Here is a 16,574-nt window from a genome sequence, read left to right as displayed (position 1 = left end):
TCAGACCAGGAGACCGATCACCATCAGGGTCGTACCGAGTTCGATGACGGCGCCGAGGACGTCGCCGGAGATCCCGCCCATCCGTCGCGCGCAGTGGCGGGTGAAGGCCCAGGTGAACAGCCACACCACACCGGCCGCGACAACCGCCTGGACGGCCGTCGCGACTGCCGACGTGCCGACCGTGGTACCGGCGAGCCAGAGCCCGGACACCGCGGCCGCGACGATCCCGATCGCCGGCCACACGACGGCCGAGACGTGTTGGGTGCCCGCCACGAGTGCGCCGAATCCGTTCGGGTGCGCCGGCCCGAGGCCCTGTCGCGTGCCGATCACCGCGGCCACCCGACCCGTGGCGATCGCTAGTGCGATCGCATACCAGCGACCATCGTCGCCGAGGGCAGCGAAGCCGAGGCCTTGGATCACGATCACGCCGACCACCGTGGCGACCCCGAAGGGGCCGACCGTGCCGCTGCGCATCACCTCGGCCACCCGCTCGGGCGTGCCGTAGCAACCCAGGCCGTCGGCGGTGTCGGCGAGACCGTCGAGATGCATGCCGCGGGTGGCCAGACCCAGTGCCGCCACCAGCAGGAAACCGATCATCGCCGATGGGAGGTCGGTGTAGGAGAGTCCCCATGTCAGCGTGGCGCCCACGCCACCGAGGACGGCGCCCACGACCGGTACCGCGCTCATCACGGCGCCGCCGAGACGTCGATCGACCGGTCCCGCGGCGTCGACCCAGCTGTGCGGTATGGGCAGCACGGTCAGCCACGAGAACGCCACACCGACGGCCCGCACTGAGGACGCCATGGTCGTCGTCAGATGGTGGAGGCGCTCGAGGCCGCCGCCGTCTCGGTGGTGTCGCCATCGGTGCTGACCTGGTCGGAGGTCGCCGGGTCGGGGTTGAGGCCGCCGGTTGAGGCGTCGGGGGCGGCCGATCCGCTGACGCCCGCGTCGGCAAAGGTCGCCATCGACGTCAGGATGTCCACCGACGACGCGACGATCGGCAGTGCGGTGAGAGCGCCGCTGCCCTCGCCGAGGCGCATCGAGAGGTCGAGCACCGGCTCGAGATCGAGGTGTTCGAGAGCGACGGTGTGGGCGGGTTCGACGGAGCGATGGCCGGCGAGCCACCAGTGCGTCGCACCCGGGGCGAGCTCGTTGGCGACCATCGCGGCTGCGGTGACGACCATGCCGTCGAGGATCACCGGGGTGCGGCGCACGGCCGCCTGTGCCAGGAACCCGGCAAGTGCGGCGAGGTCGGCGCCCGCGACGGCGGCGAGCAACGAGAGCGGATCGTGCACGCGACGTCGCGCCCGGCGCATGCCGTCGCGGATGGCCGCGGTCTTGCGAATCCACCCGGCATCGTCGATACCTGTTCCGCGCCCGACGATCTCGACCGGCTCACGCCGCGTCAGGGTACCGATCAGCACAGTCGCCGGGGTGGTGTTGCCGATCCCCATCTCGCCCCCGATGAGGAGGTCCGCGCCGGAGTCGACGAGCTCGTCGGCGATCGCGCGGCCCGCTGCCAGAGCTTCCCGCGCCTCAGCGAGTGTGAGGGCATCGGTGATGCGCAGGTCGCCGCTGCTGCGCCGGACCTTGTAGCGGGAGACGTCGGGTGCGGTATCGGCGTCGACGGACATGTCGACGACCCGCACCGAGGCCCCGGCACGCCGGGCGAGGATGTTGACAGCCGCACCACCAGAGGCGATGTTGGCCACCATCTGGGCGGTCACCTCGGACGGGAAGGCCGACACCCCGGACTGTGCGACGCCATGATCGCCGGCGAACACGACCACCGACGGCGCAGTCAGTTGCTTTGGGGGACAGGCACCCTGGCATGAGGCGAGCCAGACCCCGATGTCCTCGAGGCGTCCGAGCGAGCCTGGCGGTTTGGTGAGCTCGAGGTGCCGTGCACGCGCGGCCGCGGCCGTGGCGATATCGGGCGGTTCGACCGGCGGGAAGTTCTCGGCATCGGTCGGATCCACCGGCCCATCCGTCGTCGGCGCCGGGGTGGCCGCCGCCGCAGTCTGCTTTTCTGGTGCTGTCGGCGTGGAATCGGTTGCTGTCGGCGTAAGAACGGTTGCTGTCGGCGCGGGCGCGGGCGCGAGTGTCGGTGCCGGTGTCGATGCCGATGCCGATGCCGATGCCGATGCCGGGAGCTCGAGCACGCGTCCGGCGACCGTCAGGACCACGCGATCGCAGACCGCCGCGACGGCCTCGTTGAGGGCGCCCAACTCATCCTGGAAACGTCGGCCGGCCGGCGTCGGAGGAACCACGGACAGCCCGACCTCGGGGCTGATGATGACCAGATCTCCGGTGAAATCGGCGATGGCCGAGCAGATCTCGGTGCGGACGGAGGTGAGATCGACCGGCGCGTCGCCCCATCCGCCGACTGCGTCGAGCTGCGCGGCCAGCCAGTTCCCGAGGTCGTCGAGCAATGTCACAGTCTGGTCTGATCGCAGCGCCGCGGCCACGTCGATCGTCTCGACGGTGGTGTACCGGTCGTCGCGGCGAGCGCGATGGGCCGCAAGGCGGGCGACCCATTCGGCGTCCGACGAGGTGGTCGGACCGGTGGCCAGGTAACGCACCGATGGATGGTCGAGCAGCAGTGATTCCCCATGGCCGGATTTACCCGACCGCACTCCGCCGAGGATCAGTGTGCGGGTGCCCCGAGATCCCACCGGATCAGACCTCGTCGCCCGGCGACACCTGCGGTTTGGGAGCGCGCATCATGCGAAGCTGCATGGCGCGGGTGAACGCGTACCAGCCCAGGCGGAACCCGGTCTGCGACGGATCGACGTCGGGGAAGCGTTCGCGTACACGCCGATTCACCAGACGGCCGAGGATGAACGCGTCGATCGCCATGAAGACCACGAAGACCAACAGCAGCATGTTGGCGAACACGGCGATCTGCGGCACGAACATCACCACGATCAGCACGACCGCGAAGGGCATGAACAGGCCGGCGAAGTTGCGGCGGGAGTCCACGATGTTGCGGGTGAACCGTTTGGCGGGTCCCTTGTCGCGGGGCATGAGGTAGCGCTCGTCGCCCGCCATCATCTTCTCGCGCTGCTCGGTGCGCTGGGTGCGACGATCGTCGGAGACCCTGCGCTTGTCCTCGCGCGACATGCTCGACTTCAGCTCTTTCTTGCGCGCCCGGGCCTCGGACCGCGTGGTCGGCGGGGGCGCGACCGGACCGCGGCGGCGACCCTCGGCCTCTCGCCGGGACGGCGTCGCGCGGCCTTTGGCCGCCGTGTACGCGGTGCCCTTGGAGCCGTTGTTCGCGCTGGTGGACGACTCGTCGTCAGCGGCGATGGACACCTCGGTGTCGGCGCCCTCAGCGGTCGCGTCGTCATCTGACTTCCATGGCAACTTCACACCTTCGAGCCTAGGTGATTCCGCGCTGCCGAGGTTCTCCGACCTCCCTATACTTCGCCCATGGGACGATCACGCTGCCCGCAGATGACGGATCGGTGAGGTCGACATGCAGATCCTGATCGCGCCGGACTCGTTCGGGGACACGCTGTCCGCGGTGGCGGCGGCCGAGGCGATCGCTCGCGGATGGTCGGCGACGCGCCCGACCGACGTGGTGCGGAAGGCGCCGCAGTCCGACGGGGGGCCCGGCTTCGTCGACGTCCTGGCCTCGCGGTTCGGGTCGGTGCGAACCGCGGACGTCCCCGGTCCGCTGGGTGCATCGGTGAGCGCGACCTGGCTCTTCGACGATCGTGGGCCCGACCCGGCGGCGTATATCGAGTGTGCGCAGGCGTGTGGGCTGCACCAGCTCGGTGGTCGGCCCACGCCGCGTACGGCCCTGGCGGCCGACACCGCGGGAGTAGGGATCCTCGTCGCGCAGGCCCTCGACGCGGGTGCCCGGCGGATCGTCGTCGGCCTCGGCGGATCGGCGACCAATGACGGTGGACGCGGCCTGATCGATGCGCTGGGCGGCCCCGGGGAGGCCACCAGGATGTTCGACGGCGTCGAGCTCGTCGCCGCATCCGATGTGGAGAACCCCCTGCTCGGCGAGCTCGGCGCGGTCGCGGTGTTCGGCCGGCAGAAGGGCGCGGATCCGGCTACCGCGCTGCGCTTGGAAGAACGGATGACGCAGTGGTCGCGGGTGCTGGCCGGGATGGCCGGACGTGACGTCTCCGACGAGCCGGGCGCGGGCGCGGCGGGTGGCCTCGGCGCCGCCCTGCTGGCGCTCGGCGGGACCCGGGTCTCCGGGGCCACCGTGGTCGGCGAGGCGACCGGACGCGACGCCGATGTGGCGTCATCGCAGCTGGTGATCACCGGAGAGGGCAAGTTCGACGCCCAGACCCTGCGCGGCAAGGTCGTCGCCGCGCTCACCGCGTCGGCGGCCGGTGCCGGTGTCCCGACCCTCGTCTTCGCCGGTCAGGTGGCTCTGCCGCCGGAGGAGATCGCGGCGGCCGGGATCGCGGCCGCATACGCGATCGTCGATGTGGCGGGTTCGGTCGAGGTGGCGATGACCGACGCCGCCAACCAGTTGTCCCGCTTGGCCGAACAGGCAGCGGCGGACTGGGCCGGTGAGGACGAGTCGACGGGGGTCCACGGTGTGTGACGGTCGGTGACCGGGCAGCAGGAGCGAGGGCGGCGCACTCTCGAGATGTCCGGCGCGGCGTATGCGGTGGGCGCCTACGCACTGTGGGGCTTTCTGCCGCTCTATTTCGTGCTGCTCGAACCGACGGGCCCGTGGGAGGTGGTGGCCTGGCGGATTCTGCTGTCCCTGGTGTTCTATGCGGTGCTGGTCCCGGTCATCGGCGGCCGGCCGCGACTGCGGGCGGTACTCGCCGACCGTCGCCTCGTGGTCTGGACCGCAGTGGCGGGCCTGCTGATCTATCTCAACTGGCAGATCTTCCTGATCGCGACCCTCACCGGGCACGTGATCGAGATGAGTCTCGGGTACTTCATCAACCCGATCGTCACGGTCCTGCTCGGGGTCGTCGTGTTGCGCGAGCGGCTGCGGCCCATGCAATGGCTGGCCGTGGGGCTGGCCGTGTCGGCGACGCTGGTGATCGTCGTGGGCTACGGGTCGTTTCCGTGGCTGGCGCTCGGCGTGGCGTTCTCGTTCGGGCTGTACGGACTGGTCAAGAAGCACATCGGGGCCTCGGTGGACGTGACGAGCGGGCTGACGCTGGAATCGCTGTGGCTGGCGCCGCTCGCGATCGGGCAGCTCGTCGTCGTCGGCCTGACCACCGGCCTGACGATGGGTTCCGCGGGGCCCGGGCATGCCGTGCTGCTCGCCCTGGCCGGCGTGGTCACTGCGGCGCCGCTGATGTTGTTCGCGGCCGGGGCCCGGCGCGTCCCCCTGACCGTTCTCGGGATCGCGCAGTTCATCACGCCGACCATGCAGCTGATCATCGGTGTGTGGGTGCTCGACGAACCGATGCCGCCGGAACGCTGGATCGGGTTCGCGATCGTCTGGCTGGCACTCGTCGTGTTCACGCTGGACTCGGTGATCGTTGCGCGCCGGCAGCGGGGTGCCCGGCAGCCCGCGATCGGCGCCCGTGTCGCGGAGTGACCGCGCGAGGTGGCGGGTCCGTGTGCGTGGATCGGCAGGAATAGACGGGGACGGGGTACCGTTGTGATGAGCACGTGGCCGAATCGGCGTGCCGCCGGTCTGTGGACGCGGCCGCCCGAGGAGATCCCGACCCGAGACACACAGGAGCATCGATGACCGTTCAGAACGAATCCGGAACCGCCACCACCACGACCGGTGTCATTCTGTCCGACGCGGCTGCCACCAAAGCGAAGGCGCTGCTCGACCAGGAGGGCCGCGAGGACCTCTCGTTGCGGATCGCGGTTCAGCCCGGCGGTTGCGCGGGCCTGCGTTACCAGCTCTTTTTCGACGATCGCAGCCTCGACGGTGACCTCACCGACGATTTCGGCGGCGTCACTCTCGCAGTGGACCGGATGAGCGCACCCTACGTCGGCGGCGCGACCATCGACTTCGTGGACACGATCGAGAAGCAGGGTTTCACCATCGACAACCCGAACGCCACCGGCAGCTGTGCCTGCGGCGACTCGTTCAACTGAGTCCAGACCCCTTTCGACACTGACCGCATCCCCGTTCCGGGGGTGCGGTCAGTGTCGTCTCGGCGACCTGAGTAGCGTGGATTGCTGTCCAGCTCCCGAAAACCGAAGGGCATCCGCACGTGGCAATCGTTGTCTGTGGCTCCATCGCAACCGACCATCTGATGACCTTCCCCGGGAAGTTCTCCGAGCAGCTGCTCGGAGACCATCTCGAGCACATCTCGCTGAGCTTCCTCGTCGAGGATCTGGTCGTCCGACGCGGCGGCGTCGGCGGCAACATCTGTTACGCGATGGGTGAGCTTGGTGGCAGTCCGTCCCTCGTCGGCGCGGTCGGCGCCGACTTCGACGACTATCGCCGCTGGCTCGAGTCGCACGGAGTCGACTGTCGTGCGGTCCGGGTGTCGGACACCAAGCACACCGCGCGGTTCATGTGCACCACCGATCAGACGATGGCGCAGCTCGCGACGTTCTACGCAGGCGCCATGAGCGAGGCCCGCGAGATCGCCCTGTCGGAGGTCGTGGAGCAGGTGGGCACCCCCGAGTTGGTCCTGGTCGGGGCGGACGATCCGGACGCGATGGTGCGGCACACCGACGAATGCCGGGCCCTGGGCATCCCGTTCGCGGCCGATCCGTCCCAGCAGCTTGCACGGCTCGACGGCGAACAGGCCCGCGCTCTCATCGACGGCGCCGCCTATCTGTTCACCAACGAGTACGAATGGGGCCTGCTTCGTCAGAAGACCGGTCTGTCGGAGGCTCAGGTCGCCGACATGGTCGGGGTCCGGGTCACCACGCTCGGCAAGGATGGCGTCGAGATCGTCGGCAAGGACGGTGCCCGGACCCACGTCGGCGTGGTACCGGAGACCGAGAAGGTCGACCCGACCGGCGTCGGCGACGGCTTCCGTGCCGGCTTCCTGACCGCACTCGGCAGGGGACTCGACTTCGAGCGCGCCGCACAGGTCGGATCGATGGTCGCCGTGTTGGTCCTCGAGACCGTCTCGACCCAGGACTGGACCTGGGACCGCGACCTGGCCCTCAAGCGACTTGCCGACGCCTACGGCGATGCGGCATCCACGGAGATCGCGGCGCAGCTCTAGGTCCACGACGCCGCCGGCTTCGCGCCGAGCGCCTTTCGCGCCGGCGGCTTCGCGCCGAGCACCTTTCGTGCCGGCGGCTTCGCGTCGAGAGCAACCCAGAATTCGTCGAGAGCAACCAGGGTTTTGTCGATGTCGACCAAATCGACTCGTGGCTGGTTGCTCTCGGCCTCCGTGCTGGTGGCATTGGGGGAGGTGGGTTGCGGGCGGCTTGCGGGCGCTACAGCCGGACGGGGTAGTGGTGGTCGGTGATGGCGGGCACGATCGACTTCTCGACGAAGATCCCGTGCCACACCATGAACATCAGCAGCGTCCACAGTCGTCGGCTGTTGTCGACGACACCGTCGCGGTGTTCGTTCAGCATCGCGACAACCGCTTGCTTGTTCAGGATGTGATCGGTCTGTGAGTGCTCGATCGTCTCGTGCGCCCAGTCGTACATCTCGGTGCCGGCCAGCCAATGTCGGATCGGGACCGGGAAGCCGAGCTTCTTGCGGTGCAGGACGTGGGCCGGGACGATCTGCTCGAGGGCCTGGCGCAGCGCGTACTTCGTGGTGCCATGCGAGATCTTCTCGTCGAACGGCAATGTCTCCGCGACCCGGAAGACCTCGGGATCGAGGAATGGCACGCGCAGTTCCAGTGAGTTGGCCATCGTCGTCTTGTCGGCCTTGACCAGGATGTCGCCGCGCAGCCAGGTGAACAGATCGATGTGCTGCATCCTGGCGACCGGGTCCAGATCCTCCGACATCGCATAGATCGGTGCCGTGACGTCGGTGTGGGTCCACTCCGGCCGGTAATCGCGCAGCACGGCGCGCAGCCGTGCATCGTCGAAGCTCCGCGCGTTGCCGTAGTAGCGCTCCTCGAGCGTCAACGACCCCCGATGCAGCAGGCTCTTGCCGCGCGTGCCCTCGGGGATGCGGTCGGAGACCCGTCCCGCGATGCGGCGCAATGCATTCGGCAACCGGTCGAAGGCGCCGAGCGACAGTGGTTCCTTGTAGATGGTGTAGCCGCCGAACAGCTCGTCGGCGCCTTCTCCGGAGAGCACCACCTTCACATGCTTGCGGGCCTCGGCTGCCACGAAGTAGAGCGGGATCAGCGCCGGATCGGCCACCGGATCGTCCAGGTACCAGACGATTTCCGGGATCGCGTCGATGAACTCGCGCGGGCTCACCACCTTGACGATGTGGCGGGCACCGATCGCCTCGGCCGACTCGACGGCGACGTCGACCTCGGAATACCCCTGTCGCTCGAAGCCGGTGGTGAAGGTGATGAGGTCGGGGTTGTGCCGGATGGCCAGCGCGGCGATTGCCGTCGAGTCGATGCCGCCGGACAGGAACGATCCGACCGTCACATCGGCACGCATGTGCTTGGCCACGGAGTCCGACAACACCTCGGCGATCTCGTCGTAGCGTTTCTGACGGGTGGCGTCGGTGACCGGCCGCACTCCGAACCGGGGTGTGAAATAGCGCTGCACCTGTGGTGCCTGACCGGCACGCACGGTCGCGTGGCAACCGGACTCCAGCCGGCGGATCGCGGCGTGCAGGGTCTCGGGCTCGGGAACGTACTGCAGCACCGTGTAGTGCTCGATGGCGCGCGGGTCGAGTTCGTCCCCGAGGCCGAGTCGGCCGATCAGCTCGAGAAGGCTCTTCTTCTCACTGCCGAAGGCGGTGCCGCCCGGTCCGGTCGCGATGAACATCGGCTTGATGCCGAAGGGGTCGCGCGCGAGGAACAGCGACTTCTCGACGGTGTCCCAGATGGCGAAGGCGAACATCCCTCGCAACCGCCGCACCGAGTCGGGCCCCCAGTGGTGGAACGCCGCGACGATGGCCTCGCCGTCGCCCTCGGTGGCGAACCGGGCGTCGGAGTCCCGTCGCAGTTCCTCGCGGATCTCCAGGTAGTTGTAGATCTCGCCGTTGAACACCATCGCGTACCGGTCCGGCTGTTCCGGGGGGCCCCAGCGTAGCGGCTGGTGCGAGTGCTCGATGTCGATGATCGACAACCGGTTGAACCCCAGCACCAGATCATCGTCGTGCCAGGTACCCGGCTCGTCGGGGCCGCGATGGCGCATGCAGTGGGATGCGGTGGACACCAGGTCGACGGCGTCGGCCGCCGAACCGTCCGAGGTCAACAGACCGAGCAAACCACACACCAGAAAGGCCTCACTTATCGACGACTACACGTGCTCCCGACGCGTCGAGTATGCCTGAGAACGGGTGATGACAACGCGCGCGGGCGGTCTCGACGCACGAAGGTAAACCCCAATCACGAAAGGTTCGCCGTGTTGGTCTACGCTGCGTAGTACTAGGTGCGAGAATCGCTGTAGTGCTGGGTGTGAGCACTCCCGGTGCAGGCGAGGACAGCCCTGTGCGGGTCATGTGGCATGGCAACTCGGTCGGCACGACGTGCCGGAACCGAGCGAGCGGGAAGGCGTGAAATTGGCACACGGTGGACGGCCGCGGGCGAAAGAAGCCCGATCCGCATCGCGAACGATCAAGCAGATCGGGGCAGTCGTCGCACTCGGTATCGGTGCGCTGCTCATGTCGGGCTGTGATGCCCGAACCGCGATGCGATTCGGTTGGCCGGCGGGTATCACCCCCGAGGCCAAGAAGATGGGCGATCTGTGGACCTGGTCGGTCATCGCCGCGCTCGTCATGGGCATCATCGTCTGGGGACTGATCTTCTGGACCATCACCTTTCACCGGCACAAGGCCGGTAAGGACGAGTTCCCCCGTCAGACGGCCTACAACGTGCCGCTGGAGCTCAGCTACACGGCGGTTCCGTTCGTCATCATCGCGGTGCTGTTCTACTTCACCGTCGTCGTCCAGAACGATGTCGAGAAGAAGACATCCGATCCGAAGGTCATCGTCGATGTCACCGCGTTCCAGTGGAACTGGAAGTTCGGCTACCGCGACGTCACCTTCACCGACGGCAATACGTACAACGGTTTCGAACGCGCGGCGAGCCCTTTCGAACTGCAGACCCGCAACATGCGGACCGAAGACGGTGAAGAGCATCCGATCCAGGGACCGGCGGGCGGTCGCGACGACGACATCCGCGATTACCTGAAGTTCAACAAGATCGAGACCGTCGGCTCGTCGACGGAGATCCCGATCCTGGTCTTGCCGACGGGCAAGCGCATCGAGTTCGAGATCGCATCGGCCGACGTCATCCACTCTTTCTGGGTGCCGGAGTTCCTGTTCAAGCGGGACGTCTTGCCGTTCCCGAAGCAGAACCACACTGACAGTGTCTTCCAGATCCAGAGCATCGACCGCTCCGGTGCGTTCGTGGGTCGTTGTGCGGAGATGTGCGGTACGTATCACTCGATGATGAACTTCGAGGTCCGTGCGGTCAGTCCGCAGAAGTTCGACTCATACATCCATTATCGCGAGCAGAATCCGACCGCGACCAATGCCCAGGCCCTCGAATCGATCTGCGAGGTGCCCAGGTCGGTCACGACGGTTCCGTTCAACACGCGTCGCGCGACCAACGGCGACACTCCGAAGGATCTGGGTGACGCCTCCAACACGTCCCTGCAGGGCTGCACGGTGGGAGCCAACGGATGAAAATCGAAGCCAGGATCTTCGAACTGCTGACCGGATTCTTTTTCATCGCCGGCATCGCCTACACGATCAGCACGGCCTTCTCCAGCAAGGGCGTGGAGTGGGCCGGTGTGACCGCGATGTTCTTCACCGGTGGTCTGACCCTGATCGCCGGGACGTACTTCAGGTTCGTTGCCCGACGCGTCGAGATCCGTCCCGAGGACTATGAAGATGCCGAGATCGAGGACGGCGCAGGAGAACTCGGATTCTTCAGCCCGCACTCCTGGTGGCCGATCCTGCTTGCTTCCGGGGCGGCGATGTTCGCCATCGGGTTCGCGACGGGCAACTTCTGGTTCGCCATCTTCGCCGCAGTCGTGATCATCGGTACCGCTGCCGGTCTCGTGTTCGAGTACCACATCGGTCCGGAGAAGCACTGACAGCACTGCTCTTGGGCAATCGGCCACATCCTCCAGTCGGGGATGTGGCCGATTGCTTTGGTGGACCTGATGTTGTTCGTGGACCGGTGCCCGCCGTGAGGTCAGTCGCGTCGGCGCGGGGCGTAGACGGGCAGGGCACGGTATGCGACCCGGAAGGTGGCATCCTGGAACGACTCACCGATCTCGCCATCGTGAGCGACGACGACCGGGCCGTCGACTGCCGAGAACGAGAATTCGGGCACCTGCATCTCGTGGAAGAGCGGGGATCGCTCGAGCCGGCCGGCCACCAGCGATCCGAGGAGGCGCATGACTGCGAATCGATGGCCGACCTCGAGGATGCGGACGTCGAGGAGACCGTCGTCGAGGCGTACCCGTCGTGACGGTGCAAAGCCGGACGGCTGATACAGCGAGTTGCCCAGCAGGAACAGCGACGTCTCGATCACCGTGCCGTCGACGCGGATCCGCACCGGACGCGTCCGTCTCAACGTCGCCGTGAGGGCGACCGCCGTCGCGAACGGGCGACTCCACCGGTGTTGCAGTTGGCCACGGGTGCGCACGAAATGCGGGTATGCCCCGATACTCGCCGTGTTCAGGATGACGCGGTCGTCGTTGAGCATCGCCACGTCGACCCGCATCACGTCGCCCGCCGCCAGCGAGGCGACAGTGTCCGCGACCGTCGTGATGCCGAGGTCCTTCGCGAAGTGGTTGTAGGTGCCTGCCGGGAAGACTGCGAGGGGCAACCCGGTGTCCAGGGCGACCCGTGCGGCCGCCGCCACCGTGCCGTCACCGCCGCCGACCGCGAGGACCTCGGCGCGACCAGCGGCGTCACCGAGCAGCGCCTCGACGTCGTCGTCGGGGCCGAGTTCGATGATCTCCGCGTCCGGGAGTTCGCTGCGCATCGCATCGACGACCGACCGGCCGTCACCCGATCCCGACGACGGGTTCACCACCGCCACCACGCCGTTGCCGCGGGGGCGTGGGGGAGCGAGGTCGCGACTGGCGGCCGGCACGGCGACGCTGTGCTCGGTGATGGGCGGGACGAGGCGGGCGCCGATGACCGCGACGGACGCACCGATCCCGAATCCGGCCAGGACATCGCCGGGATAGTGGGCACCCGTGGCCACCCGCGACAGACCGACCAGGCCGGCCAGGCCGCCGAGCACGAGGCCCGCCGGCGCGTTCTCGATGCCCGTCCCGAGCGCGAATGCGGCCGCGCTCGCAGAGTGGCCGGAGGGCAGTGAGTTCGAGGTGGGTAGCCGATGCCCGCGCCGCTGCAGGGGAACGGTGGTCGGTGTCGGTCGCGGACGAGTGCGGATCCGCTTGGCGACCTGATTGGTGAGCAGGCTGGTGACCGCGAGCGTGGCGACGCCGCGGGCTGCCGCCCGCTGAGCGGTGGGTCGGCTGCTCAGCGCCAACCCGCCTGCGATGGCGAACCACAGTGTGGAATGGTCGGCCGCGCGCGAGAGTGGGCGCATCGTGGCGTCCAGGGCAGGGGAGTCCGATCGCGCGACGGTCTCGAAGATCTCGGCGTCGAGCGTGCCGAGCCCTCGGGTGATCTGTCGTAAACCGGAAGAGTCCCAGCGGAATCGGGATCGTGGTCGTGATCGTGATCGTCGAGGTGATCTCATCATCTCGATCCTAGTCATGTCGGGGCTACTGCCCGAGCATCGACGAATCGGCCGCCGTGGCCATAGCCACGGCGGGCGGTTGGGGGTCCGGTGAAGCCTGAGCCGATCAGTCCAGAGCGTCGCCGCCCTTGGCCTGGAGCTCGCGCAGAGCCTGCTTCTCGGCCTTCTCCGTTTCGTGCTCGAGTTCCACGTTGCGCGTCTGCTGCTCCGGCGGATCCTCGAGGAGGATCGATCCGGTGCCGGGTGCGCCGGCGGAACCCAGTTTGTTCATCCGTTTCGGGAGCGCCGCGCCCTCGTAGGGGAGCGGGATCGGATGGCCGTGGTCGTCGACCGGGCCGAGCGGCTGATGCAACTCGATGTACTCACCCTGCGGCAGTCGCCTGATGATGCCGGTCTCGATGCCATGGGCCAGCACCTCGCGGTCGCTGCGCTGCAGCGCGAGGGCCCAGCGGTAGGCGATGAAATATGCGATCGGCGGTACGACGATGAGCCCGATACGTCCCATCCACGTTGTCGCGTTCAGCGAGATGTGGAACTTGAGCGCGATGATGTCGTTCATACAGGACAGCGTCAGGATGATGTAGAACGACAACGCCATCGCGCCGATCGCGGTTCGGACCGGTACGTCGCGGGGACGTTGCAGCAGGTTGTGATGCGCATCGTCGCCGGTCAACCGTTTCTCGATCCATGGATACGAGAACATCAGGCCGAAGATGATCGTGATGATCACGACCACCCAGAAGATTGCCGGGATGGTGTATCTGCCGAGATAGAGCTCCCACGCAGGCATCAGACGGGCCAACCCGTCGGTCCACATCATGTAGATGTCGGGCTGCGAACCCGCCGAGACGTGTGCCGGGTTGTACGGGCCGAGGACCCACACCGGGTTGATCTGGAAGATGCCGGCCATCATTGCCAGCACGCCGGTGGTGATGGCGAAGAAGGCACCCGACTTGACCGCGAACACGGGCAGGATGCGCACGCCGACGACATTCTTCTCGGTGCGGCCCGGGCCGGGGAACTGGGTGTGCTTCTGGTACCAGACCAACGCCAGGTGGGCGCCGATCAACGCCAGGATGATGCCCGGGAAGAGCAGGATGTGCATCACGTAGAGGCGCGGGATGATGATGTCGCCCGGGAACTGTCCGCCGAAGAGCGCCCAGTGAATCCAGGTGCCGACCAACGGGATGCCGAGGACGATGCCGCTCATCGCGGCGCGGACGCCGGTTCCCGAGAGCAGGTCGTCGGGGAGCGAGTAGCCGAAGAAGCCCTCGAACATCGCCAGGACAAGCAGCAGGGAGCCGATGATCCAGTTGGCCTCACGCGGACGCCGGAACGCGCCGGTGAAGAAGATGCGGGCCATGTGCACGATGATCGACGCCGCGAACAGCAGGGCCGCCCAGTGGTGGATCTGCCGCACGAACAGGCCACCGCGTACCTCGAACGAGATGTTCAGGGTGGTCTCGTAGGCGCGGGTCATCATCACGCCGTTGAGCGGCTGATAGGCGCCGTTGTAGACGACCTCCTGCATCGACGGATCGAAGAAGAAGGTCAGGTAGACACCGGAGACCAGCAGGATGATGAAGCTGTAGAGCGCGATCTCACCCAGCAGGAACGACCAGTGGGTGGGGAACACCTTGTTGATCTGACGACGGATACCCGGCGACAGGTGGTAGCGCGAGTCGACGCCTTCGGCCTGCGTCGCGAGACGGTCGGCGATGGTCATGATCTACGCTCCCAGAATGCCGGTCCGACAGGTTCGATGTAGTCGCCTGCGGCGACCATGTATCCCTGATTGTTCACCGTGATCGGCAGCTGCGCCAGGGCGCGCGCGGCCGGACCGAAGACCGGCTTCGCGTACTCCAGGGCGTCGAACTGCGACTGGTGGCAGGGGCAGAGGATGCGGTTGGTCCGCTGCTCGAAGAGTGAGGTGGGGCAGCCGAGGTGGCTGCACACCTTGGTGTAGGCGAAATAGTCGCCGTAGTTGAAGCTCTCCTGACCCTTGCGCTTGATGGCCCGGGCCGCGTCCTCGGGGCGGAGGCGGATCAGCATGACCGGATTGCTCACGTACCGCAGGCCCTCGACCAGCTTGTGGCGGGATTCCTCGGTCTCGCCGTAGCCGTCGGACACGCGCCACGGGAACACGGTCTCCATGCCGCCGGAGTCGAGGTCCTCCGGGCGCACCAGGGCGACCTGGTACGGGTTACCGGTGTCGCGCCGCAGGAACACCGTCTCGTTCGGATCGTTCGCCGGGTTGTAGATCGGCGACCAGCCGGTGTGCCACAACGGAGCCTTGTCGCCCTGTGCCCACGGGTTCTTGATGATCCCGCCGAGGCCGGCGACCAGACCGGTGAAGGCGAACGCACCGAGCCCGAACAGGGCCGACCCGATGATCATCTTGCGACGCGGAAGCGTCGAGGTGGTCAGCGAATCGTTGAACTCCGCGCCGATCGTCTTTTTGTCGACCTCGGAGGAGCCGCCGTCGTGGCGATCCTGCACCGAGATCTCGGCGGGGATGAACTTCTTGGTGAACAGCACCATGCCGACGCCGATCGACAACACAGAGAGCCCGAAGGTCACGCCGAGCAGCGGGGTGTTGAGCGTGTAGCGCCAATAGTCGACCGAGTCGGGGAGCGCGAACTCCCAGTGATTCCAGATGAAGATGATGAAGCAGGCGAGAGCCGAGATGCCGGCCAGGGTGAACCACGCGGCGACCTGGCGCTCGGCACGCTTCTCGACGCCGGTGCCCGGCTCCGGGAACCGCTCGGCGCGGTGGATGATCTCCACGCCGTCGAGATTGGTACCGAGTTTGACCAGCTCTTCTTTGCTCATCTGGTCGAGCTCGTCCTGCGACGGGTCGTTTCCGCCGGTTGCACTCATGTTCGTGATCCCATCCACATTGCGGCGGCAACGATCGCCACAACTCCGACAACCCACATCACCATGCCCTCGCTGACCGGGCCGAAGCCGCCGATCCCGAGGCCGCCCTGCGGCTTGGACTCGGTGACGTACTTGACGAAGCCGATGATGTCCTTCTTCTCCTCCACCGACAGCTGACGGTTGGAGAACTTGGGCATGTTCTGCGGTCCGGTGAGCATGGCCGTGTAGATCTGCTGTTCTTCCACCCCGTCGAGCGTCGGTGCGAACTTGCCCGACGACAGTGCGCCGCCGCGGCCGGTGAAGTTGTGGCAGGACGCGCAGTTCAGCCGGAAGAGCTCACTGCCGCGACCCAGGTTCTTGCCGCGCAACGACTCCTGGGCGAGGACGGGCAGTCCGTCCTTCATCTTCACCGAGCCGTCGGGGTTGCGCTCGTAGATGACCTGCGGTCCGCCACCCTCCGACTGGACGTACGCGCCGAGCTGGTCGATCTGCGCCTTGGTGAACTTCGGTGGCTTGCGGATCGCCTGGGCCTCGCCGCGTGCGGCAGGCATGCGGCCGGTCGACACCTGGAAGTAGACGGCGGCATCGCCGACACCGAGCAGTGCCGGTCCACGATCCTGGACACCCTGCAGGTTTGCGCCATGGCAGGTGATGCAGGACGTCTCGTAGAGCTTCTTGCCGTCGCTGATCAGCGCCGCGTTCGACTCGTCGGCGACCGCGACCTGGGGCTTGGGGGTCAGTACCGATGCGAGAACCCCGGCGGTCACCAGACCGACGAGGAGCAGAAGGGTGCCGCTGGCCCGACGGCGCAGCTTGCGTCGTGACTTCGCCTTGCGCGCCGAGGTGGCTGCGGATGCCGAGCGTCCGGCCGACGCGACGCCGGCCGTATCGGTGTTGTGGCCGGCGTCCACGTCGTCGCTATCCGACGGTCGCGGTGGAGATGAACTCATCTGTGACTCT

At 67.2% G+C, this 16,574-nt stretch carries 15 protein-coding genes; 6 read left to right on the top strand and 9 right to left on the bottom strand.

Annotated features, from left to right (window positions below):
* From ACLQ3I_RS00770 to ACLQ3I_RS00760, 3 genes are read right to left on the bottom strand one after another with little or no spacing between them, the layout of a single operon-like run.
* The gene (locus ACLQ3I_RS00770) at positions 1–804 is read right to left on the bottom strand and encodes an adenosylcobinamide-GDP ribazoletransferase (protein WP_425799855.1); all 804 of its coding nucleotides are present in this window, start codon (positions 802–804) and stop codon (positions 1–3) included.
* An 8-nt stretch (positions 805–812) separates the two neighbouring features.
* Positions 813–2,675 carry a nicotinate-nucleotide--dimethylbenzimidazole phosphoribosyltransferase gene (cobT, locus tag ACLQ3I_RS00765; RefSeq protein WP_425799854.1) on the bottom strand — a complete coding sequence of 621 codons (1,863 nt, stop codon included), beginning with the start codon at positions 2,673–2,675 and terminating at the stop codon, positions 813–815.
* 4 nt (positions 2,676–2,679) lie between these two features.
* Positions 2,680–3,372, bottom strand: coding sequence for a DUF3043 domain-containing protein (locus ACLQ3I_RS00760; RefSeq protein ID WP_425791837.1), 693 nt, complete (start codon positions 3,370–3,372; stop codon positions 2,680–2,682).
* 106 nt (positions 3,373–3,478) lie between these two features.
* Here ACLQ3I_RS00760 and ACLQ3I_RS00755 point away from each other — a divergent pair, with 106 nt between their 5' ends.
* The 4 genes from ACLQ3I_RS00755 (at position 3,479) to ACLQ3I_RS00740 (ending at position 7,136) form a co-directional block, all read left to right on the top strand.
* Complete coding sequence (locus ACLQ3I_RS00755) at positions 3,479–4,570, top strand: glycerate kinase (RefSeq protein WP_425799853.1); 1,092 nt, start codon at positions 3,479–3,481, stop codon at positions 4,568–4,570.
* 6 nt (positions 4,571–4,576) lie between these two features.
* Positions 4,577–5,530 carry an EamA family transporter RarD gene (gene rarD / locus ACLQ3I_RS00750; RefSeq protein ID WP_425791841.1) on the top strand — a complete coding sequence of 318 codons (954 nt, stop codon included), beginning with the start codon at positions 4,577–4,579 and terminating at the stop codon, positions 5,528–5,530.
* A gap of 152 nt (positions 5,531–5,682) precedes the next feature.
* Entirely contained in the window at positions 5,683–6,045 is a 363-nt protein-coding gene (locus ACLQ3I_RS00745; RefSeq protein WP_425791843.1) for a HesB/IscA family protein, read from the top strand.
* Between the two features lie 119 nt (positions 6,046–6,164).
* Positions 6,165–7,136 carry a carbohydrate kinase family protein gene (locus ACLQ3I_RS00740; protein ID WP_425799852.1) on the top strand — a complete coding sequence of 324 codons (972 nt, stop codon included), beginning with the start codon at positions 6,165–6,167 and terminating at the stop codon, positions 7,134–7,136.
* On the opposite strand, the gene ACLQ3I_RS00735 is transcribed toward ACLQ3I_RS00740, so the two are convergent.
* Positions 7,133–7,276 (bottom strand): hypothetical protein, encoded by a 144-nt coding sequence (locus tag ACLQ3I_RS00735; RefSeq protein WP_425799851.1) that lies wholly within the window; start codon positions 7,274–7,276, stop codon positions 7,133–7,135. The two genes, ACLQ3I_RS00740 and ACLQ3I_RS00735, sit on opposite strands and share 4 nt — an antisense overlap.
* Positions 7,277–7,353: 77 nt before the next feature.
* Positions 7,354–9,279 carry an asparagine synthase (glutamine-hydrolyzing) gene (gene asnB / locus ACLQ3I_RS00730; RefSeq protein ID WP_425799850.1) on the bottom strand — a complete coding sequence of 642 codons (1,926 nt, stop codon included), beginning with the start codon at positions 9,277–9,279 and terminating at the stop codon, positions 7,354–7,356.
* Positions 9,280–9,619: 340 nt separating this feature from the next.
* Here asnB and ACLQ3I_RS00725 point away from each other — a divergent pair, with 340 nt between their 5' ends.
* Together ACLQ3I_RS00725 and ACLQ3I_RS00720 are read left to right on the top strand one after the other, a co-directional pair.
* Positions 9,620–10,693, top strand: a complete 1,074-nt coding sequence (locus ACLQ3I_RS00725; protein ID WP_425792106.1) for a cytochrome c oxidase subunit II — start codon at positions 9,620–9,622, stop codon at positions 10,691–10,693.
* Entirely contained in the window at positions 10,690–11,106 is a 417-nt protein-coding gene (locus tag ACLQ3I_RS00720; RefSeq protein WP_425791851.1) for a cytochrome c oxidase subunit 4, read from the top strand. The genes ACLQ3I_RS00725 and ACLQ3I_RS00720 overlap by 4 nt, the downstream gene beginning before the upstream one ends.
* A 101-nt stretch (positions 11,107–11,207) precedes the next feature.
* Here the strand turns inward: ACLQ3I_RS00720 and ACLQ3I_RS00715 are convergent, their stop codons facing one another.
* The 4 genes from ACLQ3I_RS00715 to ACLQ3I_RS00700 all read right to left on the bottom strand — a co-directional run bounded on the left by ACLQ3I_RS00715 (position 11,208) and on the right by ACLQ3I_RS00700 (position 16,564).
* Positions 11,208–12,734 carry a bifunctional phosphatase PAP2/diacylglycerol kinase family protein gene (locus ACLQ3I_RS00715; protein ID WP_425799849.1) on the bottom strand — a complete coding sequence of 509 codons (1,527 nt, stop codon included), beginning with the start codon at positions 12,732–12,734 and terminating at the stop codon, positions 11,208–11,210.
* A 106-nt stretch (positions 12,735–12,840) separates the two neighbouring features.
* Positions 12,841–14,460 carry a cytochrome b gene (locus ACLQ3I_RS00710; protein WP_425791854.1) on the bottom strand — a complete coding sequence of 540 codons (1,620 nt, stop codon included), beginning with the start codon at positions 14,458–14,460 and terminating at the stop codon, positions 12,841–12,843.
* Positions 14,457–15,614, bottom strand: coding sequence for a ubiquinol-cytochrome c reductase iron-sulfur subunit (locus tag ACLQ3I_RS00705; RefSeq protein WP_425791856.1), 1,158 nt, complete (start codon positions 15,612–15,614; stop codon positions 14,457–14,459). The genes ACLQ3I_RS00710 and ACLQ3I_RS00705 overlap by 4 nt, the downstream gene beginning before the upstream one ends.
* Positions 15,611–16,564, bottom strand: a complete 954-nt coding sequence (locus ACLQ3I_RS00700) for a c-type cytochrome (protein WP_425791858.1) — start codon at positions 16,562–16,564, stop codon at positions 15,611–15,613. The genes ACLQ3I_RS00705 and ACLQ3I_RS00700 overlap by 4 nt, the downstream gene beginning before the upstream one ends.
* Positions 16,565–16,574: the final 10 nt, after the last annotated feature.

This window comes from Gordonia sp. DT101 (assembly GCF_049844895.1).
Taxonomy (GTDB): Bacteria; Actinomycetota; Actinomycetes; order Mycobacteriales; family Mycobacteriaceae; genus Gordonia.
Note: the sequence above shows the minus strand (reverse complement) of the source record. Positions and strands in the feature narration are given on the sequence as shown.